Origin of the sequence: Paraburkholderia sp. HC6.4b, assembly GCF_014200875.1 — a bacterium.
Taxonomy (GTDB): domain Bacteria; phylum Pseudomonadota; class Gammaproteobacteria; order Burkholderiales; family Burkholderiaceae; genus Paraburkholderia; species Paraburkholderia tuberum.
On sequence record NZ_JACHDC010000005.1, the window covers coordinates 186,332 to 204,096 of the forward strand.

The window sequence follows — 17,765 nt, forward strand, 5'->3', positions numbered from 1 at the left end:
GATGCCGTCGGTATGAAACGCGACGACGCCCAGCGCGGCGAGCGCGCGCAACAGGCCATCAAGCCGGCCGCTGCGGAATATTCAGGCCGCGCACCACCGCCGGACGCTCGACGAACGCCGCCAGCACGCGCCGCACGTTCGGGAAGTCCTGAATGCCGACCAGTTCTCCCGCCTCATAGAAGCCGACCAGATTGCGCACCCACGGGAAGATCGCGATATCGGCGATCGAATACTGATCGCCCATCACCCATGTGCGTCCTTCCAGGCGCTGCTCCAGCACGCCGAGCAGCCGCTTCGATTCGGCGATGTAGCGATCGCGCGGACGCTTGTCCTCGTACTCCCTGCCGGCGAATTTGTGGAAGAACCCGACCTGGCCGAACATCGGACCGATGCCGCCCATCTGGAACATCACCCACTGGATCGTCTCGTAGCGCCCGGCGGCGTCCCGCGGGATCAGCCGGCCGCTTTTGTCGGCGAGATAAATCAGGATCGCGCCCGATTCGAACAGCGGCAGCGGTTTGCCGTCGGGACCGTTCGGATCGAGGATCGCCGGAATCTTGTTGTTCGGGTTCAACGACAGAAACGCCGGCGTCATCTGATCGTTGGTATCGAAGCGCACCAGATGTGGCTCGTACGGCAAGCCGGTTTCCTCGAGCATGATCGAGATTTTTACGCCATTGGGCGTCGGCAGCGAATAGAGCTGAATCCGGTCCGGATGCTCGGCCGGCCATTTCTTCGTGATCGCGAAAGCGGATAAATCGGTCATGGGTTCGGGTCGCCCTATGGGACAGAAATTGCAAGACCGCCCAATATAAACCGACTCGCCACAACGCGTGCGAGGCCGCGTGAAGACCCTACAAACGCTGCGGCAACAGCGCCGTTCGCGATCGGCGGTTCACCACAAGTCCTTCGTCGCCGTACCCGCGCGCACGTTGAAGCCCTCGCGCCACAGCGCCGCGCCGACCGTCAGCAGCAGCGTCTTTTCAGCGCTGTCGAGCAGTTCCCACGCGGCCGCGAGCCACGTCGCGAAGTTCGCGCAGGTCGCTTCGAGATCGGGCGGCGCCTTGCCTTCCAAATACTGCCGTTCGAACATCGAAAGTATCTTTTCGGGTGTCATGGGCGTGACCTCCTGATGGGACTGCGCCAAGTCTAAAGGGCCCGCAGCGCGTGCGGAATGCCGATCATCGCGATCACGGGTTACTCCCAGGCCGGCCGCCGCGCCAACGTCAGCCGTGACCCAGCTGGTGAAATCGGACGCGTCGTGTCCGACCTGCGCCGTACAAAAAACAAAGGCGCCGCGACGATCGCGACGCCTCCGCCGTTACGGCAACCTGCATCGAACGGGTTCAGTGACGACCGCGCTTTGCATCGTCCCTGGCGTCTTCCTTCGCATCGCCATAGGCCTTCTGCACCTTGCCGGCGCCCTGCTGCAGGTCGCCCTTGAGTTCCTTCGCAGGGTCCTTCGTGGCCTTGCCGACGGCCTCGTTGACCTTGCCCTTGACCTGCTCGCCAACGCCCTTCACTTGATCCTTGTTCATGCTCGGCTCCCATATGCGTAGTCGACGGAAATGCCGGCGCGGTATCGCGCCGGTGTGTGGGAAGCAGCAACGGCTGTTCCCGGGAGCTGCTGCGCGCGCCGGGCCGCGACACCGACGAACGCCGACGCGCGATCGGGCAAATTTTTTATCAAAAGGCCTAAAGTCTCGCCGCGCACCGCCGTAAATGCGCTCAGGGAGGAGTCATGGACCGCACGGAGACTACGATTTCGGGATCATCGCAAGCTGCGTTGATCGATCACGACATCGCGCACATCGCGCGGGTGATGCACGTATCGCTGCGCGGCGATTTCGGCGGTCCGATCCTGCCAGCCACCTATTGGCGCAAACGACTGACCGCGCTGGTCGACAGCGGCCAGCTTTCTACCGCCCAATTGGACAAAGTCGATAGCCTGCTGCTGCAACTCGATCGGCTGGCCTCGACGCCGCTGCCCGAATGGGAACGCTTCGCGCCCGCGCCGACCTCGCGATTCGAGCCGGCTGGCCCGGTGAAGAAGGTGAAGTCGGCCTGACCGCATCAGCATCCGCCCCACCCGCTGCACCCGCACGCGTGGCGCCAGGCCGGCACGCGGCTCGTCTTGCGCGCCGCAAAAAAAGCGGCCGGGCACGAGGTCGCGGTCGCCAACACACGTCGCAACGCCGGAAACCAGCGTCACGGGACAAGCGTCTATCCGCATTCGTCACCGGCATGTTTCGCCGCAGACAAACGCAGCGGCGCGATGTATCGCGAAAATTTCCTGATCAATCGGCGCCGACAATAGGGAAAGGGGACGACCTTAGGTCATAATGTCCGCAAAAATTCCCAGCAAGGACGCCACGTGACCCTCGCCGCCCCGTTCGACCTGCTCAAGCAGGCGCGCGCCCGTTTCACCCAACGCGAAATCGCAGCCCATGTCGGCAAGGACATCAAGACAGTGCGTCGCTGGGAAAAAGGTGAAACGCCTTGTCCCGCGATGCTGGAACCCGCGTTGCGCGATCTGCTGCGGCAAGGCGCGCGTGAGGCGCAACACGCGGGCGACGCGGCGCGCTTCCGCTTCATCGATCTGTTCGCGGGTATCGGCGGCATTCGCATGGGCTTCGAGGCGCACGGCGGCGAATGCGTGTTCACCAGCGAGTGGAACGAGTTCTCGACGCGGACTTATCGCGAGAACCACGGCGACAACTCCGCGAGCGGCGGCGCGCACGCGCTGATCGGCGACATCGTCACGTTTCCCGCCGAGGACGTGCCGAGCCACGACGTGCTGCTCGGCGGCTTTCCGTGCCAGCCGTTTTCGATCGCCGGCGTCAGCAAGAAAAACGCGCTTGGCCGGCCGCACGGCTTCGAATGCACGACCCAGGGCACGCTGTTTTTCGACGTCGCGCGCATCATCGCCGCGAAGCGCCCCGCCGCGTTCCTGCTCGAAAACGTAAAGAACCTGCTGTCGCACGACAAGGGCCGCACCTTCGACGTGATCCTGCAAACGCTGCGCGACGAGCTCGGCTACGAGGTGCACTACCGCGTGATCGATGGCCAGCATTTCACGCCTCAGCATCGCGAGCGCATCATCGTGGTGGGCTTTCGCGGCAAGACCGGGTTCACATGGGACGACCTGCGCCTGCCCGAACAGGGTCCGCGGCTCGGCGCGATCCTGCATCGCACGGACGGCACGGAACCGGTGCTGCCGTGGGACCACGACCGCTTCTTCGATCACGCCGCGCGCCGCGTGCAGCCGAAGTACACGCTCACCCCGAAGCTGTGGGCGTATCTGCAAAACTACGCGGCCAAGCATCGTGCGGCGGGCAACGGCTTCGGTTTCGGCATGGCCTATCCGGACAGCGTGACGCGCACGCTGTCGGCGCGCTATCACAAGGACGGCTCCGAAATTCTCGTCTATCAGGGCGAGGCGCTGCGCCCGCGTCGCCTGACGCCGCGCGAATGCGCGCGACTGATGGGCTTTCCCGACACCTTCAGGATTCCGGTCAGCGATACGCAGGCCTACCGGCAGTTCGGCAATAGCGTCGTGATGCCGGTGATGCGCGAAGTGGCGCGTATCATGCTGCCGCATGTGCAAACCCTGCTTGCCCACCCGACCCGCGATGCGTCGAAACACTCCCTGCCGCTCCACGCGTGAGCGGCCGCGCGACCCGTTGGCCCGCTGACGATGGTCGATATCGTCGATAGCGCGACGCGCAGCCGGATGATGTCCGGCATTCGCGGCCGCAACACCAAGCCGGAGATCCTGATCCGCAGCCTGCTGCATCGGCGGGGCCTGCGCTTCCGGCTCGACGCGCGCGATCTGCCCGGCCGCCCCGACATCGTGCTGCCGCGCTATCGCGCGGTGGTGCTCGTGCATGGCTGCTTCTGGCATGGCCACGACTGTCATCTGTTCAAATGGCCCCAGACGCGGCCCGACTTCTGGCGCGACAAGATCGGCCGCAATCGCAGCAACGACGACAAGGTGCGCGCCGCGCTGCTCGCGAGCGGCTGGCGCGTCGCGGTCGTGTGGGAATGCGCTTTGCGGGGCGCGAATCGCGATATCGCGGGCGTGATCGAGCGGCTCGTCGCGTGGATCGGAAGCGACGCGCCGGAGTTGGAGGAACGCGGCTGAAAACCACGCGCGACCTGCCCGGCTCGCGCGAGTCTCGCGGCCGCTGGTGCTACACTCGAAAAGCTCACCCGGCGCGCTTTCGAGCTGCCTCGAGGCACGCTTCGGCGGCGTTTTCCGGGTGCTTCCAGGCGCTTTCGCGGCACGTCCTCACGCGCTTCGGCATGCCACGAGATGCGCCTCGCCCGCCGCGACATCGCGAACTCCGACGATCCCAGAACCAATCAACAAGGGAGGCACATCATGGCTGACTTCCGTCTCTGGTCCGACGATTTTCCCACCAACGGCTTCATGCCGAGAGCCCACGAGTACAACGACAAGGCGTTCGGCGGCGATGGCGAAAACATCTCGCCGTCGCTGCAATGGGAAGCGCCGCCCGCGGACACGCAAAGCTTCGCGCTCACCGTTCACGATCCCGACGCGCCGACCGGCAGCGGCTTCTGGCATTGGGTCGTCGTGAACATTCCGGCCGACGCGCGCTCGCTGCCGCGCAACGCCGGCAAGGCCGACGGCTCGCTGCTGCCGCAGGGCGCGATGCAGGTGCGCAACGACTATGGGACGGTCGGCTTCGGCGGCGCCGCGCCGCCGCGCGGCGATCGCACGCATCGCTATATCTTCCGGCTGCATGCGCTGAAAGTGCCGCATCTGCCGGTCAGCGCGGAAACCACCAACGCGGTCGCGCGCTTCATGACGCACCTGAACGAAATCGATTCGACGACCCACACGGGCCTTTACGAACTCAAATAACGCACGCGCGGCGCCGGCGCCCGGTAACGCCGGCGCCGCGCCGACCGATACGCCCCGCAGCGGCCAGCGCGTGAGCCGCGCACAGGCGCGCCAACATCTCCGACAAATCAAACAATCGATGCACGCACCCTCCCCGCGCACGGACGGCTCGACGTCCTCCACTTCCCGCTTCGAAGGCAAGGAACTGGGCCTACCGGTCCCACAACGCTACTGGGCGATGCTCGTCATCGCGCTCTCGCTGACGCTCGCGGTGCTCGACAGCGCGATCGCCAACGTCGCGCTGCCGACGATCGCGCGCAACCTCAATGCGAGCGCCGCCGCGTCGATCTGGGTCGTCAACGCGTATCAGCTCGCGATCACGATCTCGCTGCTGCCGCTCGCGTCGCTCGGCGACCGCATCGGCTACCGGCGCATTTATCTGTCGGGCCTGATCCTGTTCACGATCGCGTCGTTCGGTTGCGCGCTGTCGAACTCGCTGGCGACGCTCGCGCTCGCGCGAGTGATCCAGGGCTTCGGCGCGGCCGGCATCATGAGCGTGAACACCGCGATCGTGCGCATGATCTATCCGCCCAACCAGCTCGGGCGCGGCGTCTCGATCAACGCGATGGTGGTGGCGGTGTCGTCGGCGGTCGGGCCGACGGTCGCCTCGGGCGTGCTCGCGATCGCGAGCTGGCCGTGGCTGTTCGCGATCAACGTGCCGATCGGGATCGCGGCGATCGTCGGCGGCTTCAAGGCGCTGCCGATGAACCCCGGCCACGAATCCCCGTACGACTATCTGAGCGCGGTGATGAATGCGTTCGTGTTCGGCCTGCTGATTTTCGCGGTCGATGGCCTCGGCCACGGCGAGCGTTTCGGCTACGTGACGCTCGAGGCGCTCGGAGCGCTGGTCATCGGCTACTTCTTCGTGCGTCGCCAGCTGACGCGGCCCGCCCCGCTGCTGCCGATCGACCTGCTGCGTATTCCGGTGTTCGCGCTGTCGATCGGCACGTCGGTCTGCTCGTTCTGCGCGCAGATGCTCGCGTTCGTGTCGCTGCCGTTCCTGCTGCAGGAAACGTTCGGCATGTCGCAGGTCGAAACGGGTCTTTTGATGACGCCCTGGCCCGCGATCATCATCATCGCGGCGCCCATTGCCGGCGTGCTGTCGGACAGGATATCGGCCGGCTGGCTCGGCGGCGTCGGGCTCGCCGCGATGACCGTCGGCCTGCTGCTGCTCGCGACGCTCGGGCCTCACCCGGACGCGCTGCAGATTTCGTGGCGCATGGCGCTGTGCGGCGCGGGCTTCGGCATCTTCCAGTCGCCGAACAATCGCACGATGCTGTCGTCCGCGCCGCGCGAACGCAGCGGCGGCGCGAGCGGCATGCTCGGCACCGCGCGCCTGACCGGGCAAACGCTCGGCGCGGCGCTGGTCGCGCTGATCTTCGGCGTCGCGCCGCAGAGCGGGACGATCATCGCGCTGTACGTGGCCGCGGGGTTCTCGGCGATCGCGGCGGTCGTCAGCACGATGCGGGTCGTGCAGAAGGCGGCGCAGCCGGCCTGAGGGCTGTGGCCGTTACGCGCGCAAGACATGCACGATAAAAGGCGCGCATCGCACGAGGCGATGCACGCCTTTTTGCTTTGATCTTCCCTGTCACTCCATGCACGACGTGAGCGGCACAGGCGCCGCCCGCCTGCGCGGGCCGCGCCTGTCGGCTCAGGGCGATGCCGTCACGTCAGCGAGCTTTACCGCTTTGGCCGTCACCGAAGACGCGGTCGCGACGTGGCGCAGATCATCGAGCAACGTATCGCGCCACACTGACAGGTTGCTCTCGCGCATCGGCTCCATCATGTCCGCATGACGCGCCTGACGTTCGGCGAGCGGCATCGCTAATGCGCGCTCGAGCGCTTCGGCCATCTGCGACAGATCGAACGGATTGACGACGAGCGCGCCCGGCAACTGCTCGGCCGCGCCCGCGAATTGCGACAGCACGAGTACGCCCGGATCGGCCGGATCCTGCGACGCGACGTACTCCTTGGCCACCAGGTTCATGCCGTCGCGCAGTGGCGTCACATAGCCGACCTGCGACTGGCGGAAGAGCGCCATCAGCAGATTGCGCTCGTACTTGCGGTTCAGATACTGGATCGGCGTCCAGTCGAGCTGCGCGAACCGGCCGTTGATGCGGCCCGCCTCGCCTTCGAGCGTTTGCCGGATGCGCTGATAGGTCTGCACGTCGGCGCGGGTCGGCGGCGCGATCTGCACGAGCGACACGCGGCCGTGCCAGCCGGGCGCGTTCTGCAACAGCCGCTCGAATGCCTGGAAGCGCTCGACCAGCCCCTTCGAATAATCGAGCCGGTCGACGCTCATGATCAGCTTGCGCCCGCGCATGCCGTCGCGCAGGCTGCGCACCGCCTTGCGGTCGGTGAACTGCTCGGCGGCCTTCGCGATCGCGTCGGGATAGATGCCGATCGGGTACGCGCCGACCTTCAGGAAGCGGTCGTACGCGTGCACCATGCCGTCTTCGCTCGACGTGCCATGGTGACCGCGCTCGATATAGTCGACGAACGACTGGCGATCCGCCTCGGTCTGAAAGCCGATCACGTCGTAGCTGCACATCGCCTTGACGAGTTCTTCATGCGGCGGAATCGTGCGCAACACTTCGGGCACCGGAAACGGAATGTGCAGGAAGAAGCCGATCGGGTTCTTCACGCCGAGCTCGCGCAGGCAGCGCGCGAACGGCAGCAGATGGTAGTCGTGCACCCAGATGATGTCGCTGGGCTTGAGCAGTTCCTTGAGCTGCTTGGCGAGCGTCGCGTTGACGCGCTGGTAGCCCGCGTAGTCCTCGCGGTCGTAGCGGGACAGGTCGTTGCGATAGTGGAAGGTCGGCCACAACGTGGTGTTCGAAAAACCGCGGTAGTACTCGTCGTAATCGCGCTTGGTGAGGCCCACAGTCGCGTAGGTGACGTTGCCCTGCTTCTCGATCACGGGCGCGGATGGCTCGCTGACCGTTTCGCCGCTCCAACCGAACCAGACGCCGCCGGTCTCCTTCAGTGCGTCCAGCACGCCGATCGCGAGCCCGCCCGCCGCCGGACGCGCTTCCTGAATCGGTGCGACACGATTCGATACCACGATCAATCTGCTCATTAGTGCTCCATTGTTTCGTTGTATGCGGAATTGCGCCAAAACGGTGCACGCAATCATCGTGCCGATATATGAGATATCAGAAATAAACTTGTATGAAAATGTGACAAACGAGCGAATCCCCGCAATCATCACGGATTGCGAAGAACATTTTTCTGTTAAATCCGACGAATGCGAAGGTCTTTCTTACCGGTATCCCGGTCGCCGGGATACCCCCGCCCGGGTGCTACGCTGCCTCAGGCATCCTGCTCCGAGCCCAGATCGCGCTGGTATTCGAGGCCTTCCTGACGCACCCCGCCCTGGTTGTGCTCGCCGTCCGGCGGCGTATGCGGGGCGATCCGATTCTGCGCGGCCGGGTCCGGCGACACCACCGGCTCAGTCTCGACCTCGGCCGGCCGTGGCCCGCGCTTGGAGTGCCGCGCGGAACGTCGCAATGCGGGGTGTCTCATGATCGTGCCTCCGGGGGAAGCCTGCCGCTTGTCGCGGCATCCCTACAGTCTAGGGGGCGAAACCGTAAACTGCCGGTAAAACATGCGCCGGCTTTGTAACAAATACAGCAATGTTCTGCACCGACCCAGGGCATGGCGCCTTGCAGTGCGGGATGTGGTTCCATCGAGTGCGCGACAGGGCGCCGACATCGACGGTCGTATCAACATTGCCGCGGTCGCGACGGAGGTCGGTGGCCTGAGGCGTTTGCGTCGGCTGCGGCGGCGGATCGCCGATCGGCGGCGTGACCGGTTCGACGGGTTCGATCGGATCGGGTGTCGGGCCGGGGATCGTGTCGGGTTCGGCCGGGTCCGGCGGCGCGATGGGAGGTGCAGTGGGCGGCTCGACCGGTTCGGGCCGATGAGCGTGCAACCGCCTGGACGGCGCGGAAACGGCGGCGTAATGCGGCAGGTGCGGCATGTCGGTGACCTCGTTTTGCGTTCCACCGGAGCGCAGCAAGGCTTGTGCCATTCGGGTGCCCGCCCGGAAGCCCGGACGGGCGGATACTGGGGACGCGGATGACGTGCGAACGAGGCGCGGATCAGGCGTCCGCGCCGCCGAGTGCGCGTGATTCGTCGGTGGGATCGCCGTCGTCGCGCGCATCGTTGCCGTACTCGACGAGCCGGTTGTAAAGCGTCTTCAGGCTGATGCCGAGAATTTCCGCGGCGCGCGTCTTCACGCCGCCGCATTGCTCGAGCGTCGCAAGAATCAGCTGACGGTCGGCTTCCGCGAGCGAGGTGCCGAACGGGATCGTGATCGCGGTGCCGGCCGCGGGCTTCGACAGCGTGATTTGCAACGGCACCGTCGCCGTGCTATCCGAATCCCCGCTCGACATGATGTGCGCGCGCTGCACGTAGTTCTTCAGCTCGCGCACATTGCCCGGCCACGGATACGACAGCAGCATGTCCTTCACCGCGACAGGGAAATGCTTCTTCGTGCCGTGACGCTCGTTGAGCTCATCGAGGAACGATTGCGCGAGCAGCTCGACGTCCTTGCCGCGATCGCGCAGCGGCGGCAGGCTGATCGGAAACACGTTCAGCCGGTGGTACAGATCGAGCCGCAGCTTGCCTTCGAGCACCGCCTGCTCGGGATCGCGATTGGTGGCCGCGATCAGACGCACGTCGGTTTCGATTTCCTTGGTCGTGCCGACGCGCATGAACATGCCGGTCTCGAGCACGCGCAGCAGCTTTACCTGCAGCTCGATCGGCATCTCGGTGATTTCGTCGAGGAACAGCGTGCCGCCGTTCGCGCGCTCGAAATAGCCCTTGTGCTGCCGGTCCGCGCCGGTGAACGAACCGCGCTCGTGGCCGAACATTTCCGATTCGATCAGATTCGGCGAAATCGCGCCGCAGTTGACCGCGAGGAACGCGTGCTTGCGGCGCAGGCTCAGCTCGTGCAGCGTCTGCGCGGCAACTTCCTTGCCGGTGCCCGATTCGCCGACCAGCATCACCGAGGCCGCCGTCGGCGCGACGCGGCTGATCTGGTCGTAGACTTCCTGCATCGCCGGCGAATTGCCGAGCATCAGACCGAAGCGGCCCATGCGGCGCAACTCGCCGCGCAGCGTGCCGATTTCGGCCTTCAGGTCGCCGGCGCGCGGCAGGCGCGACAGGATCGACTTCACGCGCTGCATATTGATCGGCTTCACGAGGTAGTCGGCCGCGCCCATTTTCAGTGCGCTGACCGCCGACTCGACCGTCGCGTGGCCGGTGATCACGATCACTTCGACGCCGGAGCGCGGATCGAGATCTTCGAACAGATCGACCCCGCTGCCGTCGGGCAGCTTCAGGTCGGTGAAAACGACGTCCGGCATCTGCCGGATCAGTTGAATACGCGCTTCGCGCAGATCGCCCGCGGTGGCGGTGGTCAGCCCGTCTTCCCCGATGACGGCGGAAAGTGCCTCGCGGGTACCTGCGTCGTCATCGACAATGAGTACATGTGGCATCGCGTTTCGAAAGCCTGCAAGCGTGGGTCAGAAAATATGCGGAACATGCCAATGGGCATGCGGCTGGGTCGGGTCGGCTGCATGACGCGGAATCGATTGCGTTCCGTTCCGCCGACCATTTGATGAAAAATTGCAACAATAACGGCCAAATTCGCGCCAACTTCCACGTCATTGTTGTCCATTTACCTATTATACGGCTTTACAAGTTTAACAATCCCGTTCCAAGCGCCGGCGGCACGCCGCGTTGCATTCGAGCGAACCGCGTCAGCCGCGCGGAAACGGCCATGCGCGGGGTTCGCCGTTGACCTGCCCCGAGCCGTTGGCGCTGTGCGAGGCAGGCGCCAGCTCGGTCGACAAAGTCGCCGGCGCCGCCACCGCGCCGCCCTCGTTTTCCCAGCGGCTCAGCTCGCGCGCCGGTGAGACCTGGCCCGTGCGCTTGTGTTGCACGTAGCGAACCGCCAGGAAGCCGCCGATTGCCATCAATGCGCCAAAAAAACCAATGGTGGGTCGTGTCATCATGAACTCCTTGGATCGTGATGCGGATGAATGCAGCCGTGCCAAGCGTGCGCCGCGTCTAACGCGCGACCAGCACGCCGAGCAGAAAACCGGTGCCCGCCGCGAGCGCGAGCGAGCGCCACGGGTTATGGCGCACATAGTGCTCGGCGCTGACCGCCGCCCCGCGATACCGGCGATGCACGTTGCGTTGCGCATCGCCGAGCGTCGATTGCAGCGTTTCCACGTGCGTGCCGAGCCGGTCGCGCAAGGCGCCGACGCCTTCGCCCGGCACGTTGGCGGCGAGCCGCAGCATTTCCTCCGAGTCCCTCAGCAGCACCCGAAGATCCTCGACGATCTTCTGTCCGCCGAGTGCAAGTTGTTGTGTGGTGTCAGTCATCGTTCACTCCTCGTCTGATTCGGCGTTCGTGCGTTGCCGCGGAATCGGTGCGTCGACCGGTGCAACAGTTCGGGCTTCGGGCGCACGATGCGGGTTGGCGGTTTGCGCTGGCCGGCGGCGCTGCGACGTAGCCGTCAAACCTCGCACGACTCGATCAAACGGTCAATGATGCAATGCATGTGCCCGGTATATTTACCGCTCCAGCGCGCTGATAAAGCCAATCTCGCGCACTTTCGACCGATTGCGCGCACGGCTATTTCAGCGGCTGCCAGTTCGATTGCCGGAATCAGTGTCGAAGTGGTTAAATCGTCTTTTATGAGATAGTGGCTGTACGGTCTATCGCATTCAAGGCCTGCGCGCCGCAACACGAACTCCATTTGCACAGGACTTCCCTTTTTATGGCGTCAATCGATCTGGACTCGCGCACCGTGTCCGCCGGTGGCAATGCTTCGCCACAAGCGAAGCAGCGCGTCGCGGACGCCGTCGCGGGACTGAAATCGTACGGGCTGCTGTACGGCTCGTCGCCGGTAATGCTCGATCTGTACGAACAGATCGAACGCGTCGCGGATACCGACGCGACCGCGCTGATCATCGGCGAATCGGGCACCGGCAAGGAGCTGATCGCCCGCACCATTCACGAGCGCAGCGGCCGCAAGGACGGCGCGTTCGTCGCCGTGAACTGCGGCGCGATTCCCGATGAGCTGATCGAAGCCGAACTGTTCGGCCACGAAAAAGGCAGCTTCACCGGCGCGGTCCAGGGCCGCGTCGGCTACTTCGAACATGCGAACGGCGGCACGCTGTTTCTGGACGAAATCACCGAAATGGCGCCGGTGCGCCAGGTCAAGCTGCTGCGCGCGCTCGAAACCGGCACGTTCTATCGCGTCGGCGGCAACGAGTTGATCAGCGGCAACGTGCGCGTGATCGCCGCGACCAATCGCGACCCCGCGGTAGCCGTCAAGGAAAACGGCTTGCGCGAGGATCTGATGTACCGGCTCGCGGTGTTTCCGCTGCGCGCGCCGCCGCTGCGCGAGCGCGAAAACGATCGCGAGCTGCTCGCGCAACACTTCCTCGCGCAATTGAATCAGCAGGAAGGCACCAACAAGAGCTTCAGCAAACGCTCGATCGAAACGCTGCGTTCATGGTCGTGGCCGGGCAACGTGCGCGAGTTGAAGAACGCCGTCTATCGCGCGTTCATTCTCGCGGAAAAGACGGTTGAATTGCCGCATCCGCATCTTGCGTCGCGAGTCAAGAAAGCGGTCACTCAAGGCGACACGATGAGCGTGTGGATCGGCACGCCGCTCGCCGACGCGCAGAAGCAGATCATTCTCGGCACCCTCAAGTATTGCGGCGGCGACAAGCGACGCGCTGCCAAAGCGCTCGGCGTGAGCCTCAAAACGCTGTACAACCGGCTGAGCGCATACGGCGACGAAAGCGGGGAAGACGAAGCCGACTCATAGGCACGGTGCAACGCGAGCCGTGCGCCGATGGCGGCGGCCAGCTGTTGCGCTGTTCGTCATGATCCTTTCGCCGCGCGTTTCGCGGCACCGAATTCACCTGCTCTACGTCTCACGCCGACGGCAAATTCACCTGATGTCCTCAATACCTGGCACAGCCAGGTAAGCCCGCCCATGCGACAGAAAACATCGCAGCGCACGATGTTTTGCAATTTCTTGCATTTTTTCGCTGCCAATTACAAAACGCATCCTGCACAATGCGGCTGCATAATGAACGACGTGTCCTTCGTTTACACGCGCGAAGCGTGAACGCAGGCACCTGTACGGGCAGGGACGGGAGAAATGCAAAAGAACATGGTGTGGGCTGTCAACGCGAAGTCCGTTGTCGCTGGCAAACGCCCCCACGTAACGGCGCTGATCGCGCTGGCGCTGGCGGTTTCGTCGGCATTGAGCGGCTGCAGTTCGTTGTACACGGAAGGCGCGGTCGCTGGCGCCGGTGTCGCGGGCGCCGCGGTCGCCAACAAGGTCACCAGCAATGCGGCGGTCGCGACCGGTATCGGTCTTGGCGCGGTCGCCGCCGCGCGCGCCGGTGTGCAGTACTCGGAGCGCGTAGTTCACACGAATACGCAGAACAGCATCGCGCAGGCGGCCGGTCCGCTCGAGGTCGGCGCGGTCGCCCCGTGGAGCATCACCCACTCTTTCCCGATCGAAGACGACGAACACGGCCGCGTGACCGTCAGCCGTCTGATCAGCACCGGCCAGCTCGACTGCAAGGAAATCGTCTTTTCCGTCGATCAAAACGCAACGCGCGACAAGCCCGCGAGCAGCGCGTTCTACATCGCATCGGTTTGCCGTGATGGTAAGGACTGGCGTTGGGCGTCCGCCGAACCCGCCACCGAGCGCTGGGGTGCGCTGCAATGAAATTGCGTTCGCTTGGCGTTCCGATGGGTGATCGGATGCGGCTCATCGCGGCCGGCGCGCTATGCGTCGGCGCGAGCCTGCTGGCGAGCGGCTGCGCGTCGATCGGCGCGGCGAGCGGCGCGGCGGCGGGTATCGCATCGGGCCTCGTGACCAGCAATCCGGCCGTCGCGCTCGGCGTCGGCGTGGCCGTGCAGGCCGCGACCGACGAAGCGGTCGCGCGCTACATGCGCAGCATGCACAAGGATCAGCAGGATCTGATGGCGGCGCTCGTCGGCACAATGCCGGTCGGCGAAACGAAACCGTGGTCGGTCAAGCACACCTTGCCGATCGAAAACGGCCATGGCGAGGTGCGCGTGACCCGCGCGTTCAGCTCGGCGCTCGCGCTGTGCAAGGATTTCGTGTTCTCGGTGCAGGACGGCGACGGCCCGAACGCGCCCGAGAGGTGGTTCACGGCGAGCGCGTGCCAGCAGGACAAGGGTTGGAAGTGGGCGACGGCCGAGCCGGCGGTTGCACGCTGGGGCAATCTGCAATAAAAAAGCGGCGAGGTTTTCCTCGCCGCTTTTTTGTCTGAACCGCAGTCGTTTCCGCGGCAACCCAGGCTTAAGACTCCACGTCTTCCAGACTGAAGATTTCGGTCTGGTCGTTATACGAAAAGATCTCGCCGTAACGGCCCCAGTTGATGACCGCGTCGAGCGTCTCTTCCGCCGCGCTGTCCGACAGGAAGTCCTCGAGCTCCTGCTCGAAACGCACGCGCGGCGCGCGATGTCCGGGCCGCTCGTTCAACACCTTCTTGATCCGCGCCGCGAGCGGCACGTGCCGCAGCAGATGCTCGGCGAACATCATCTTCCGTTCCTGCGTGCCGAACTCGGAGAACACGCGCGCCGGCGGCGTCAGGAAAATGTCGCCCTCGCGCACGTCGGCGAAACCGAGGTGCTGCAGCACTTCAGCGATCGGGAATAGATCGTCGACCTCCAGATGCAGCGAGCGCGCGATTTCCGGCATGTCCGCGCGGCCGTGATACGGCGCGGCGGCGAGCGTTTCGATCAGACCGGCCATCAGGTTGGTCGACACGTGCGGCAGCCAGCTACCGAGCTCCAGCCCCTTCTTGGTCTTTTCGTCGGTCTGACGCGCGGTCATCTTCGCGTAGATCTCGTCGACGAGGCGGCGGAATGCCGGGTCCAGACGGTTGCGCGGATGCTTGAACGGCACCTTGATCTCGGCGATCACGCGGCCCGGGTTCGACGACAGCACCAGAATGCGGTCACACATGAACACCGCTTCCTCGATGTTGTGCGTCACGATCAGCACCGCCTTGATCGGCATGCGCCCCTGCGTCCACAGATCGAGCAGGTCGGTACGCAGCGTTTCGGCGGTCAGCACGTCGAGTGCGGAAAACGGCTCGTCCATCAGCAGCAGCGTCGGATCGACGACGAGCGCGCGCGCAAAGCCGACGCGCTGGCGCATGCCACCCGACAACTCGCGCGGATACGCGTTTTCGAAGCCGTCGAGGCCGATCAGGTCGATCGCGGCGAGCGCGCGCGTGCGCCGCTCCGACGCACCGACGCCTTGCGCCTCGAGACCCGCTTCCACGTTCTGCAGCACGGTCAGCCACGGAAACAGCGCGAAGGTCTGGAACACCATCGCGACACCCTTGGCCGGGCCTGCGAGCGGCTTGCCCATGTACGTGACTTCGCCGTCGGTCGGCTCGATCAGACCGGCGATGATGCGCAACAGCGTCGACTTGCCCGAGCCCGAACGGCCAAGCAAGCCGACGATCTCGCCCTCGCGCAGCGACAGATTCGCGTCGTCGAGGACGAGCAGTTCGCCCTGCGTCTTGTTGAAGCCGCGGCACACGTCCTTCACGCGCAGGATTTCCTCACCGAGGCGCGGGGGCTTCGGCGGCGTCTGGATCGGCGCGGCGGTCATAGCAGCTTTAGGATTTTGCATCGCGTTAAGCCTTCATTTCTCAATCTAGACGGAGCTTGCCTTCGGCGTAGGCGTACATCGGACGCCACAGCAGACGGTTGAACAGGGTCACGAATAGGGACATCACGGCGATGCCCACGATGATCTTCGGATAGTCGCCCGCCGCGGTAGTCTGCGCGATATAGGCGCCGAGGCCATGCGCGGCGACCTTGGTATCGCCCCACTGCACGAACTCGGCAACGATGCTCGCGTTCCACGCGCCGCCCGACGCGGTGATCGCACCGGTCACGTAGTACGGAAAAATGCCCGGCAGCATCGCCTGACGCCACCACTGCCAGCCGCGAATGTGGAAATTCTTGGCCGCCTCGCGGTAGTCGTTCGGATACGAGCTTGCACCTGCAATCACGTTGAACAGGATATACCACTGCGTGCCGAGCACGATCAGCGGCGACAGCCAGATGTCCGGATTCAGGTGAAAGCGCACGATCGCGATCACGAACACCGGGAACAGCAAATTCGCCGGGAACGCCGCGAGGAACTGCGCGAGTGGCTGCATCTTTTCCGCGAGCGCGGGGCGCAGGCCAATCAGCACGCCGACGGGCACCCAGATCACGGAAGCGATCGCGATCAGCACGACCACACGCAGGAGCGTGATCAGGCCCAGCACCAACACGTGGCCGATCTCGTCGAGCGTCACGCCGGTCCGCACATACAGGAACACGCGGTACACCACATACACCGTGGCGAGCAGCACGATCGCCGCCCAGATGAAGTCGCCGAGCTTCGAGTTCTTCTCGCGCTGCGGGATGTGAAAGCGCGGCGCGCTGAACGCCGGCAGTTGGAAGCGCACCCGAGCCGCGCGCGCGAACATCCAGCCGAGCGGCACGAGCAACCGGTGAATCAGCCGCGTGCGGCGGATCAGGTCGAGCAGCCACGATTCCGGCGCATCGCCCGAACTCGTGAACTCCATGCGGAACTTGTCGGCCCACGCGACGAGCGGACGGAACAGCAACTGGTCATAGGCGAGAATCACGACCGTCATCGCGAGGATGACCCAGCCGATCGCGTGCAGGTTCTTGTCGCTGATCGCCTGCGCCAGGTAGGCGCCGATGCCCGGCAGCGTAACCGTATGATTGCCGACCGTGATCGCTTCGGAAGCCACGACGAAGAACCAGCCGCCCGACATCGACATCATCATGTTCCAGATCAGGCCGGGCATCGAGAACGGCACTTCGAGTTTCCAGAAGCGCTGCCATGAAGTCAGATGAAAGCCGCGCGAGACTTCGTCGAGATCGCGCGGCACCGTGCGCAGCGACTGATAGAAGCTGAACGTCATGTTCCACGCCTGGCTCGTGAAGATCGCGAAGATCGCGGCGAGTTCGGCGCCGAGCACGCGGCCCGGGAACATCGCGAGGAAGAACGTCACCGTGAACGAGATGTAGCCGAGCACCGGCACCGACTGCAGGATGTCGAGAATCGGCACCAGCACGAGACCGGCGCGGCGGCTCTTGGCGGCCAGCGTCCCGTAGACCAGCGTGAAGATCAGCGACGCGACCATCGCCGCGAGCATGCGCAGCGTGGTGCGCATCGCGTACTCGGGCAGGTTGGCCGGATCGAGCGAGATCGCCTGCGTCTTTAGCGTCGACATCGGCGCGAGCGTCTCGTGAAAGCCGATCGACGCCATCGCGATCAGGCAGATGATCAGCGGGAACGCGACGAAGTCCCAGCGGTTGGGCAACACGCGCCATGCCGACGCATTGGCGGTGCGGTTCAGGTTGAAGCTGAAATCCATCAGATGCCCTCCCTCTTCAAACAGGCATTCGAACGCTCGAAGGAGGCCGCGGCTGCTCCGCGGCGGTCTATGGGTCGGTCCGGAAAGCGGAAATCAGGCATGGCAAAACGCGCGTGCGTGGTAAATCGTTAGCGTTGGAGACACATGGGCCGGCAATGGGCAGGTTCGTGAACGCGTCGCCCACGACCACAACCATCACGCCGAACTCCTGTCGCCGCGGGCGCCGCCCGAGGGCTGGCGGGCTTTCCTCGTTTTGGACGGCACGACACTACACCATCCTATGTTTCAGGCACAACCTTTCGCCGAAAATTGCGATACGGCCTCGCGAGGCCGTGGCGTAAGGCTTCAG

General features: G+C 64.7%; 19 protein-coding genes and 1 pseudogene. 9 read left to right on the forward strand and 11 right to left on the reverse strand.

Features of this window, described 5'->3' with window-relative positions:
• Positions 1–58: 58 nt before the first annotated feature.
• The 3 genes from HDG34_RS09560 to HDG34_RS09570 all read right to left on the reverse strand — a co-directional run bounded on the left by HDG34_RS09560 (position 59) and on the right by HDG34_RS09570 (position 1,538).
• Positions 59–766, reverse strand: coding sequence for a glutathione binding-like protein (locus HDG34_RS09560; protein WP_184021434.1), 708 nt, complete (start codon positions 764–766; stop codon positions 59–61).
• A gap of 129 nt (positions 767–895) precedes the next feature.
• On the reverse strand, positions 896–1,117 hold the full coding sequence (locus HDG34_RS09565; RefSeq protein ID WP_184059510.1) for a hypothetical protein: 222 nt from the start codon (positions 1,115–1,117) through the stop codon (positions 896–898).
• A gap of 229 nt (positions 1,118–1,346) precedes the next feature.
• Positions 1,347–1,538, reverse strand: a complete 192-nt coding sequence (locus tag HDG34_RS09570; RefSeq protein ID WP_090803583.1) for a CsbD family protein — start codon at positions 1,536–1,538, stop codon at positions 1,347–1,349.
• Between the two features lie 203 nt (positions 1,539–1,741).
• On the opposite strand from HDG34_RS09570, the gene HDG34_RS09575 reads away from it, so the two are divergent.
• From HDG34_RS09575 to HDG34_RS09595, 5 genes are all read left to right on the forward strand, one after another.
• Complete coding sequence (locus tag HDG34_RS09575; RefSeq protein ID WP_184059513.1) at positions 1,742–2,068, forward strand: hypothetical protein; 327 nt, start codon at positions 1,742–1,744, stop codon at positions 2,066–2,068.
• Positions 2,069–2,374: 306 nt separating this feature from the next.
• Complete coding sequence (dcm, locus tag HDG34_RS09580; RefSeq protein ID WP_184059515.1) at positions 2,375–3,667, forward strand: DNA (cytosine-5-)-methyltransferase; 1,293 nt, start codon at positions 2,375–2,377, stop codon at positions 3,665–3,667.
• Between the two features lie 30 nt (positions 3,668–3,697).
• A complete protein-coding gene (locus HDG34_RS09585) occupies positions 3,698–4,144 on the forward strand; it encodes a very short patch repair endonuclease (protein ID WP_184045730.1) in 447 nt (148 codons plus the stop codon).
• A gap of 240 nt (positions 4,145–4,384) precedes the next feature.
• On the forward strand, positions 4,385–4,888 hold the full coding sequence (locus HDG34_RS09590) for a YbhB/YbcL family Raf kinase inhibitor-like protein (protein ID WP_018419796.1): 504 nt from the start codon (positions 4,385–4,387) through the stop codon (positions 4,886–4,888).
• Positions 4,889–5,006: 118 nt separating this feature from the next.
• Entirely contained in the window at positions 5,007–6,425 is a 1,419-nt protein-coding gene (locus tag HDG34_RS09595) for an MFS transporter (protein ID WP_184059517.1), read from the forward strand.
• Positions 6,426–6,578: 153 nt separating this feature from the next.
• Here the strand turns inward: HDG34_RS09595 and otsA are convergent, their stop codons facing one another.
• From otsA to HDG34_RS09615, 4 genes and pseudogenes are all read right to left on the reverse strand, one after another.
• Positions 6,579–8,006 (reverse strand): alpha,alpha-trehalose-phosphate synthase (UDP-forming), encoded by a 1,428-nt coding sequence (gene otsA, locus HDG34_RS09600; protein WP_184059519.1) that lies wholly within the window; start codon positions 8,004–8,006, stop codon positions 6,579–6,581.
• Between the two features lie 233 nt (positions 8,007–8,239).
• The gene (locus HDG34_RS09605; protein ID WP_026225665.1) at positions 8,240–8,452 is read right to left on the reverse strand and encodes a hypothetical protein; all 213 of its coding nucleotides are present in this window, start codon (positions 8,450–8,452) and stop codon (positions 8,240–8,242) included.
• A gap of 200 nt (positions 8,453–8,652) precedes the next feature.
• A pseudogene (locus tag HDG34_RS09610) lies at positions 8,653–8,900 on the reverse strand (hypothetical protein).
• Between the two features lie 130 nt (positions 8,901–9,030).
• A complete protein-coding gene (locus tag HDG34_RS09615) occupies positions 9,031–10,431 on the reverse strand; it encodes a sigma-54 dependent transcriptional regulator (RefSeq protein ID WP_184045722.1) in 1,401 nt (466 codons plus the stop codon).
• Between HDG34_RS09615 and HDG34_RS09620 the strand changes: the two genes are divergently transcribed.
• Positions 10,425–10,736, forward strand: a complete 312-nt coding sequence (locus tag HDG34_RS09620) for a hypothetical protein (protein WP_184059521.1) — start codon at positions 10,425–10,427, stop codon at positions 10,734–10,736. The two genes, HDG34_RS09615 and HDG34_RS09620, sit on opposite strands and share 7 nt — an antisense overlap.
• On the opposite strand, the gene HDG34_RS09625 is transcribed toward HDG34_RS09620, so the two are convergent.
• On the reverse strand, positions 10,696–10,947 hold the full coding sequence (locus HDG34_RS09625) for a hypothetical protein (RefSeq protein ID WP_018419790.1): 252 nt from the start codon (positions 10,945–10,947) through the stop codon (positions 10,696–10,698). The genes HDG34_RS09620 and HDG34_RS09625 overlap by 41 nt on opposite strands.
• Positions 10,948–11,005: 58 nt before the next feature.
• Positions 11,006–11,323, reverse strand: coding sequence for a YqjD family protein (locus HDG34_RS09630; protein ID WP_184059523.1), 318 nt, complete (start codon positions 11,321–11,323; stop codon positions 11,006–11,008).
• Positions 11,324–11,721: 398 nt separating this feature from the next.
• Between HDG34_RS09630 and HDG34_RS09635 the strand changes: the two genes are divergently transcribed.
• The 3 genes from HDG34_RS09635 (at position 11,722) to HDG34_RS09645 (ending at position 14,231) form a co-directional block, all read left to right on the forward strand.
• Positions 11,722–12,780 carry a sigma-54-dependent Fis family transcriptional regulator gene (locus HDG34_RS09635; protein WP_184059525.1) on the forward strand — a complete coding sequence of 353 codons (1,059 nt, stop codon included), beginning with the start codon at positions 11,722–11,724 and terminating at the stop codon, positions 12,778–12,780.
• 339 nt (positions 12,781–13,119) lie between these two features.
• Positions 13,120–13,698 carry a hypothetical protein gene (locus tag HDG34_RS09640; protein WP_184059527.1) on the forward strand — a complete coding sequence of 193 codons (579 nt, stop codon included), beginning with the start codon at positions 13,120–13,122 and terminating at the stop codon, positions 13,696–13,698.
• Complete coding sequence (locus tag HDG34_RS09645) at positions 13,695–14,231, forward strand: hypothetical protein (protein ID WP_090803568.1); 537 nt, start codon at positions 13,695–13,697, stop codon at positions 14,229–14,231. Before HDG34_RS09640 ends, HDG34_RS09645 begins: the two co-directional genes overlap by 4 nt.
• Positions 14,232–14,298: 67 nt before the next feature.
• Here HDG34_RS09645 and HDG34_RS09650 read toward each other — a convergent pair whose 3' ends face one another.
• Positions 14,299–15,645, reverse strand: a complete 1,347-nt coding sequence (locus HDG34_RS09650) for an AAA-associated domain-containing protein (RefSeq protein WP_026225663.1) — start codon at positions 15,643–15,645, stop codon at positions 14,299–14,301.
• Positions 15,646–15,664: 19 nt separating this feature from the next.
• Positions 15,665–17,416: an ABC transporter permease subunit gene (locus tag HDG34_RS09655; RefSeq protein ID WP_184059529.1), complete on the reverse strand. Its 1,752-nt coding sequence runs from the start codon at positions 17,414–17,416 to the stop codon at positions 15,665–15,667.
• Between the last annotated feature and the right edge of the window lie 349 nt (positions 17,417–17,765).

Bases quoted from the DNA above. Each gene is read 5' to 3' on its own strand.
- HDG34_RS09570 (WP_090803583.1), bottom strand. From the start codon at position 1,538: ATGAACAAGGATCAAGTGAAGGGCGTTGGCGAGCAGGTCAAGGGCAAG.
- otsA (WP_184059519.1), bottom strand. From the start codon at position 8,006: ATGAGCAGATTGATCGTGGTATCGAATCGTGTCGCACCGATTCAGGAA.
- HDG34_RS09630 (WP_184059523.1), bottom strand. From the start codon at position 11,323: ATGACTGACACCACACAACAACTTGCACTCGGCGGACAGAAGATCGTC.
- HDG34_RS09585 (WP_184045730.1), top strand. From the start codon at position 3,698: ATGGTCGATATCGTCGATAGCGCGACGCGCAGCCGGATGATGTCCGGC.
- HDG34_RS09595 (WP_184059517.1), top strand. From the start codon at position 5,007: ATGCACGCACCCTCCCCGCGCACGGACGGCTCGACGTCCTCCACTTCC.
- HDG34_RS09590 (WP_018419796.1), top strand. From the start codon at position 4,385: ATGGCTGACTTCCGTCTCTGGTCCGACGATTTTCCCACCAACGGCTTC.
- HDG34_RS09655 (WP_184059529.1), bottom strand. From the start codon at position 17,416: ATGGATTTCAGCTTCAACCTGAACCGCACCGCCAATGCGTCGGCATGG.
- HDG34_RS09645 (WP_090803568.1), top strand. From the start codon at position 13,695: ATGAAATTGCGTTCGCTTGGCGTTCCGATGGGTGATCGGATGCGGCTC.
- HDG34_RS09575 (WP_184059513.1), top strand. From the start codon at position 1,742: ATGGACCGCACGGAGACTACGATTTCGGGATCATCGCAAGCTGCGTTG.
- HDG34_RS09635 (WP_184059525.1), top strand. From the start codon at position 11,722: ATGGCGTCAATCGATCTGGACTCGCGCACCGTGTCCGCCGGTGGCAAT.
- HDG34_RS09565 (WP_184059510.1), bottom strand. From the start codon at position 1,117: ATGACACCCGAAAAGATACTTTCGATGTTCGAACGGCAGTATTTGGAA.
- HDG34_RS09560 (WP_184021434.1), bottom strand. From the start codon at position 766: ATGACCGATTTATCCGCTTTCGCGATCACGAAGAAATGGCCGGCCGAG.
- HDG34_RS09605 (WP_026225665.1), bottom strand. From the start codon at position 8,452: ATGAGACACCCCGCATTGCGACGTTCCGCGCGGCACTCCAAGCGCGGG.
- HDG34_RS09625 (WP_018419790.1), bottom strand. From the start codon at position 10,947: ATGACACGACCCACCATTGGTTTTTTTGGCGCATTGATGGCAATCGGC.
- HDG34_RS09640 (WP_184059527.1), top strand. From the start codon at position 13,120: ATGCAAAAGAACATGGTGTGGGCTGTCAACGCGAAGTCCGTTGTCGCT.
- HDG34_RS09650 (WP_026225663.1), bottom strand. From the start codon at position 15,645: ATGCAAAATCCTAAAGCTGCTATGACCGCCGCGCCGATCCAGACGCCG.
- HDG34_RS09615 (WP_184045722.1), bottom strand. From the start codon at position 10,431: ATGCCACATGTACTCATTGTCGATGACGACGCAGGTACCCGCGAGGCA.